This is a genomic window from Corallococcus sp. CA053C (assembly GCF_003611675.1).
Taxonomy (GTDB): Bacteria; Myxococcota; Myxococcia; order Myxococcales; family Myxococcaceae; genus Corallococcus.
On sequence record NZ_RAWA01000022.1, the window covers coordinates 45,408 to 52,140 of the forward strand.

General features: G+C 71.4%; 3 protein-coding genes. 1 reads left to right on the top strand and 2 read right to left on the bottom strand.

The window, feature by feature from the left end:
• Window positions 1-1,071 carry a putative zinc-binding metallopeptidase gene (locus D7V97_RS05025; RefSeq protein WP_233582519.1) on the bottom strand — a complete coding sequence of 357 codons (1,071 nt, stop codon included), beginning with the start codon at window positions 1,069-1,071 and terminating at the stop codon, window positions 1-3.
• A 203-nt stretch (window positions 1,072-1,274) separates the two neighbouring features.
• On the opposite strand from D7V97_RS05025, the gene D7V97_RS05030 reads away from it, so the two are divergent.
• Entirely contained in the window at window positions 1,275-4,268 is a 2,994-nt protein-coding gene (locus D7V97_RS05030) for an ATP-binding protein (RefSeq protein ID WP_120609438.1), read from the top strand.
• Window positions 4,269-4,350: 82 nt separating this feature from the next.
• On the opposite strand, the gene D7V97_RS05035 is transcribed toward D7V97_RS05030, so the two are convergent.
• Window positions 4,351-6,411, bottom strand: coding sequence for a M20/M25/M40 family metallo-hydrolase (locus D7V97_RS05035; RefSeq protein WP_120609439.1), 2,061 nt, complete (start codon window positions 6,409-6,411; stop codon window positions 4,351-4,353).
• Window positions 6,412-6,733: the final 322 nt, after the last annotated feature.

Consider the following 6,733-nt stretch of genomic DNA (forward strand, 5'->3'; position numbering starts at 1 on the left):
TCAGTCCTCGAAGAAGCGGTCGGTGTGGAGGTAGTTCATCGCCAGCACCGTGACGAGCGACGCCAACTGCATCGCGGCCTCGCGGCTGTCGTCCGGGTACAGCGTGAGGTTCAGCGCGGCGGTGCGCTCCGCCAGGTGATCCACGAGCGCGCGCACCACGCCCCGGCCCACGCCGGAGTAGTGGCCCACGGTGGACAGCAGGCGCTGGCGCTCCGCCTGCACCAGCGTCGCCGCGCTCACCGGGGCCTCGCCGGGCCCCCAGAAGATGTCCTCCAGCGCGTGGTCGAAGGAATTGCGCAGCTCCAGGTCCACCTTCTCGTCCAGCTCGCGCTGGCGGTAGTGCTCCTGGACGGTGCCCTCCATCTCCTCGGTGGTGAGGTCCGGCTGCGCCAGCTGCACGAGAGGAGGTGAGCGGCCCACGCGCTTCGCCGTCGCCTCCACGTACTGGAGCTTCTTGAGCGCGCCCCAGCCCTGGTAGCGCTTCTCCCAGTCGCTGCCCGGCGTGAGCCACACGGCGAACGTCTCCGCGAAGTCCTCGTCCGGGTGCTTCTGCGCGTACCAGCCGGAGATGTGGAACACGTACCGGCGCGAGAAGGGCCGGGGCTTGTAGTCGTCCTGGTACGGCCGCCCGTAGTCGCCGAACACGCGGCGCCACTCGTCGGTGTCGTACAGGCGCCACGCGTAGTTGAAGGCGTGGCCGGCCTCGTGGCGCAGGTACATCAGGATTTCCGCCTCGGTCTCCGCGCTCCCCCCCAGCTCCGCCTCGATGGACAGCAGGTCCGGATCCGCCAGGTAGAAGGGCAGGCCGATGACGGGCACCCCGGACGGACAGCCCCACTCGTCGGACAGGTAGCACTGGGGTTTGAACGACAGCCCCTTGGCCTCCAGCTCCGCGTGGAGCTGCGCGATGTAGCGCTCCAGCGGCGTGCCTGAGAGGCGCAGGGACAGGTCCTTGATGCGCGCCTGGAGCAGGGCCTCACGGCGGGGCGACAGCCGGCCCCGGCCGTCCGCTCCCTCGGAGGGGTGCTTTTCGCGCAGCACCCGCGTTTCGGGCTGGGTGGAGGGCATCATCCCTTTGCTAGGTAAGGCGCGCGGGGAGGGATGGACAGCCCGGCGACCTCACGCCAGCAGCCGGCCGGCCGAGCCCTCGAAGGGAGGGAGCATGGGGGCGGAGGGTGGTGTGGTCCTCCGCGGACACACGGGCATTTTTCCAGTGGGAACCCGACCCGCCGCGACATAGGGAATTGTTTCCGTGACCCAGGAGCCACGCTGAGATGAGTCAGGAGCCCCCGCTGGCACCCGAAGCCCTCTTCACGGGGGGCAGCCAGATGCACGCGCTCGTGCGAGCGCATGACTGGGCCTCCACTCCGGTGGGCCCGGTGGCCTCCTGGCCCACGAGCCTCAAGGTGCTGGTGAAGACGCTGCTCGGGTCGCGCTACCCCATGATCCTCACGTGGGGGCCGCAGCTGAGCCAGTTCTACAACGACGCCTATTCGGCGGTGATTGGCGACAAGCACCCGGGCGCGCTGGGCACGGACATCCGGGGCACGCTGGCGGAGGCGTGGGACGCGCTGGGGCCGCTCGTGATGGAGGCCATGACGACGGGCGCCGCCAGCTGGGTGCCCGCGCTGATGCTGCTCCTGGAGCGCAGCGGCTACCGCGAGGAGTCCTACTTCGACGTCAGCCACGCGCCCGCCTACGACGACACGGGCGCCATCGGCGGCATGCTCGCGGTGTGCGCCGAGGTGACGCAGCAGGTGCTGAGCAGTCGGCGCATGCGGCTGTTGCGCGACCTGTCCGCCCGGGCGTCGGACACGCGCAGCGTGACGAAGACGTGCCGCGACCTGATGTCCGCCGTGGCCGAGCACCCGCTGGACGTGCCCTTCGCGCTGCTCTACCTGCGCTCGGCGGATGGCCGGACGCTGACGTTGAGCGGCTCCGTGGGCGTGGCGCCCGGAGGGCCGCTGAGCCCGGAGTCCGTCGCGCTGGATTCCACGCTGCCAGGGGCGGCGCCGTTCCTGCGCGCGCTCGAAGGCGGGCCGGTGCGACGGGACGGCCTGGAGGCCCTGCTGTCACTGCGCGGGGGCCCCTTCGGAGACGCGGTGGGTTCGCTCCTGCTCCAGCCGCTCGCGGGCGCGGGCACGTCCGCGCCGCTGGGCGTGCTCGTCACCGGCCTGTCCCCGAACCGGGCCTTCGACGAGGGCTCCGCGTCCTTCTTCGAGCTGTTGGGCGCGCAGGTGGCGGTGGCGCTGCGCAACGCGCGGGCCTACGAGGAGGAGCGCCAGCGCGCTGAACAGCTGGCGGAGCTGGACCGGGCGAAGACGGCCTTCTTCCACAACATCTCCCACGAGTTCCGCACGCCGCTCACGCTGATGATGGGCCCGCTGGAGGACGTGCTCGCGCAGGCCCAGGTGACGGAAGCGGCGCGGCGAGACCTGGAGGTCGTCCACCGCAACGCGGGCCGCCTGCTGCGGCTGGTGAACACGCTGCTGGACTTCAGCCGGCTGGAGGCGGGCCGGAGCGATTCGCGCTTCGAGCCCATCGACCTGGCCGCGCTCACGCTGGATCTCGCGAGCAACTTCCGCTCCGCGGTGGAGCGCACGGGGCTGGCCTTCACGGTGGACTGCGCGCCGCTGCCGGAGCCCGTCTACGTGGATCCGCGCATGTGGGAGAAGGTTGTCTTCAACCTGCTCTCCAACGCGCTCAAGTTCACCTTCACGGGCCTCATCGCCGTGCGGCTGACGGCCGGCGACGGCGACGTCGTCCTCACCGTCTCCGACACGGGCACGGGCATCCCGGCCGCGGAGCTGCCGCACCTCTTCGAGCGTTTCCACCGCGTGCGCAACGCGCGCAGCCGCACCCACGAGGGCACCGGCATCGGGCTGGCGTTGGTGCGTGAGCTGGTGGCGCTGCACGGCGGCGACGTGCGGGTGGAGAGCCGGGAGGGACAGGGCACGACCTTCACGGTCCGCCTCCCCCGGGGCATGGCGCACCTGCCGTCCGAGCGCATCCTCGCGCCGCGCGAAGAGGAATCCCTGTCGCAGGGCGCGCGCCCCTTCGTCCAGGAGGCCGAGCGCTGGGCGGACGTGGTACCGGAGGCCCCGGTGACGACGGTGTCGCTCTCCGGCATGGGCGCGGCGCCGAGCGTGGAGGCGCCCCGGCAGCGCGTGCTCGTCGCGGACGACAACGTGGACATGCGCGAGTACATGGCGCGCGTGCTGGCCCCCTCGTTCGACGTGGTGCTGGCGGCGGACGGACAGTCCGCGCTGGACGCCGCGCGCGCGAACCCGCCGGACCTGGTGCTGACCGACGTGATGATGCCCCGGCTGGGCGGCTTCGGCCTGCTGCGCGCGCTGCGCGAGACGCCCGCCACGCGCGCCATCCCGGTGGTGATGTTGTCCGCGCGCGCGGGTGAAGAGGCCGCGGTGGAGGGGCTGGAGGCGGGCGCGGACGACTACCTGGTGAAGCCCTTCAGCGCCCGGGAGCTGGTGGCGCGCGTGCGCTCCATGCTGGAGCTGGCGCGGATGCGGCGCGACTCGCTGCGACAGGAGCTGGTCGCAGCCTCCCTGCGCGAGAGCCTCCAGGCCCGCGACGACTTCCTCGCGGTGGCGAGCCACGAGCTCAAGACGCCGCTGGCCGCCTTCCGCCTCCACCTGGAGCGGCTGGAGCGCGGCCTGGGCGACGAGGCCCGCAACCGCGTGCAGAGCCCGCTCGCGTCCGCGGGCCGGCAGGTGCAGCGGCTGCACGCGCTGATGGAGACGCTGCTGGACGTGTCGCAGCTCACCACGGGCCGGCTGGCGTTGGACCTCAACGACGTGGACCTCACCTCCGTGGTGGGGGACGCCGTGGCGCGGCTGCGCGACGAGGTGGAGCGGCTGGGCGTGAAGGTGACGCTGGAGGCGACCGCGCCGCTCGTCGGCCGGTATGACCGGCTGCGCATCGACCAGGTGGTGACGAACCTGCTGGCGAACGCGGCGAAGTACGGCCAGGGCCGCCCCATCGAGGTGCGCGTGGCCGCCGGAGACGGCACCGCGCGCGTCACCGTGCGCGACGAGGGCATTGGCATCAGTCCGGAGGACCGGGCGCGCATCTTCGAGCGCTTCGAGCGCGCGGTGCCCGGCCGCAACTACGGAGGCCTGGGCCTGGGGCTGTGGATCGCCCGGCAGGTGGTGGAGGCGCACGGCGGCCGCATCTCCGTGGACAGCGCGCCGGGCGCGGGCGCGACCTTCGTGGTGGAACTGCCCCTGGAGGGGCTCAAGGCCGCCTGACGCAGAACGAAGAAGGGGCCCCGGGGCGTGCGGCCCGGGACCCCCTCAGGTGCTGCCTGTGCTTCAGCTCAACGAGGGTGCATCACGGCCCGACGGCGAACACCAGGTCGTCGCGGTCGTTGTACTCGTTGGAGACGCACGCGCTGGTGGTGCTGCTGCTGCCGTAGCGGAACTGCGCGCGCACGGCCTGGGTGGCGCCAGCGGGCAGCGTGTACGTGGCCGACAGCGTCACGGTGCCCGCGGCCGTCGGGGTGATGCTGGTGCCAATCTGCGTCCAGACGGGCGTCGTCGCGGTGGCGTTGGCCGTGTAGAAGAACTCCAGCCGGTCCGACGACGGGCTGGCGTAGGCCCACACCGTGGCCTCCACCTTCACCTGCTTGCCCGGAGCGAAGGGCGTGCCGTCCACGGTGGACACCTTGACGCCGTCCAGGGACTCGTCGTTGTGGTAGGTGCCGCCGCTGCCGTCGGCGCAGAGGCCGCGCAGCGTGTTGGGGTAGTTCAGCTCCGGCCCGCGCGTGCCGCGGCCATTGAAGGCCGTGCCGCTGTCGCACGTGGCGTTCACCGCGCTGCAGCGCAGCGTCTTGAGCGTGCTGTCATAGGTGCCGGCCGTGGACACGTTCGTCACCGTCACCGTCCGGGCCGTCGTCGTGGCGGAGTTGCCCGCGCTGTCGGACGCCTTCGCCGCCACGGTGTGGCTGCCGTTGGCCACCGTGCGGCTGTCCCACGCGAAGCTGTAGGGCGAGGTGAAGGACGTGCCCTTCACCGCGCCGTCCACCAGGAACTCCACCTTGTTGACGCCCACGTTGTCGGTGGCCGTCGCGGCGATGGACACGGTGCCCGTCACAGTCGCGCCGCTGGCGGGCGAGGTGAGCGACACGGTGGGGTCCGTGGTGTCGGAGGGCAGGCCCGGCAGGGTGCCCTTGCCCAGCTCCGCCAGGTACGCCGCCGCGATGCGCGCGAACTTCAGCGCGTTGGCCGCGTTGCCGCCGGTGCTGTTGGCCAGCGTGTCGTTGGCCGTGTGGATGTTGGGGTTGTCCTGGCTCAGCAGGGCTTCGAACGGGATGGACGCCGGGTAGCCCTGGGCGTTCCACGACGCGTGGTCCGAGCAGCCGTAGCCGCAGGTGATGTTGGAGCGCGTGTAGCCCGTGTACGTGTCGATGAGGGAGCCCAGGAACGCGTTCTGCGCCGCGTTGGTGTTGTCGGTGACGAGCGTCACCTCCACCGTGGAGCCGCGGTAGTTGGTCATGTCCAGTTGGAGCACGCCCACCACGGTGCCGAGCGTCGCGGGATCCGCCTTGTGCGCCTGCGCGATGGCCTGCGAGCCCAGGAGGCCCACCTCCTCCGCCGCGTACGCCATGAACTTCACCGTGCGCGCCGGCTTGTAGCCCTGGGCCATCGCGACGCGGAACACCTCGGAGAGCGTGGCCACGCCGGAGGCGTCGTCATCCGCGCCGGGCGCCGTCGCCGAGGGACGGCTCGACGAGGGCACGTCGAGGTTGATGGAGTCCAGGTGGCCGCCAATCACCACCACCTCGTTGGGGCTGACCGTGCCCTGGATGGTGGCGATGACGGAGGGCTGGCTCCAGCTGCTGTGCGCGTAGAGCGCCACCGTCACGTCGGGACGGCCCGCCGCGTAGGACAGCCACGTGTCCCGGAGCCAGTTGGACGCCTGCACGGAGCTGGTGGAGCCGTTGTAGTAGCGGTTCGTGTAGCTGGACAGCTGCGTGATGGTGCTGCGCAGGCTGGGCTCCTGGAGGCCGGCGAACAGCGAATTGACCACCGACGCGTTGTCCAGCGTGTAGCTCACCAGCGTCTGCGTCAGCGACGGCTGCGCGGGGGCCAGCGCCGCCAGCGCCGCCTCCTGCGTGTCGTGCGTCATGAAGCCCGCGCAGCGGTGGTACTTGTCGTGCATCAGCTGCGACACCGTGCCCAGCTGCCCTTCATTCATCTTGAGCACGCTCACGCCGTTCGCCTCGCGAACCAGCGTGGGCGCGGTGCCGCCCGCCGCGCGGAACGACGTGCGCACCGAGTCCAGCGCCTCCGAACCGATGGTGATGTAGACCTCGCGCTCGCGCGCTTCCTGCGCGGAGGCGGTGACGCAGCACAACGACAGGACGACGGGGGCCAACTTCTTCCAACGCATGTTCCGCTCCGATTCGCGGGCCCGGGCCCGCCCTGCGTGAACGCCGCCCGTGCGCCCCAGGCCCGGTGTCGGGCCCTGGCTGACTCCCTGGATTGCACGGTGAGAACCACCCACGTCCCGTGCCGGGGCTCGCGCCCCGACCTCGTGGGTTGGCGGCGCATCCTGTGTAATTCCAGACGGCCCCGTCAAGACAGAGAGCAGCGTGAAACACGCTGAAGCTGAAACAGCCCAATCAGAAGGGATTGACGCACCCCGGCCACGCGCGGACTCACGCGACGCGGGTCGTCGCGGTGTCTAGTGCGGGTGGCGGCGGGGAGGGGTG

Bases quoted from the DNA above. Each gene is read 5' to 3' on its own strand.
- D7V97_RS05025 (WP_233582519.1), bottom strand. From the start codon at position 1,071: ATGATGCCCTCCACCCAGCCCGAAACGCGGGTGCTGCGCGAAAAGCAC.
- D7V97_RS05030 (WP_120609438.1), top strand. From the start codon at position 1,275: ATGAGTCAGGAGCCCCCGCTGGCACCCGAAGCCCTCTTCACGGGGGGC.
- D7V97_RS05035 (WP_120609439.1), bottom strand. From the start codon at position 6,411: ATGCGTTGGAAGAAGTTGGCCCCCGTCGTCCTGTCGTTGTGCTGCGTC.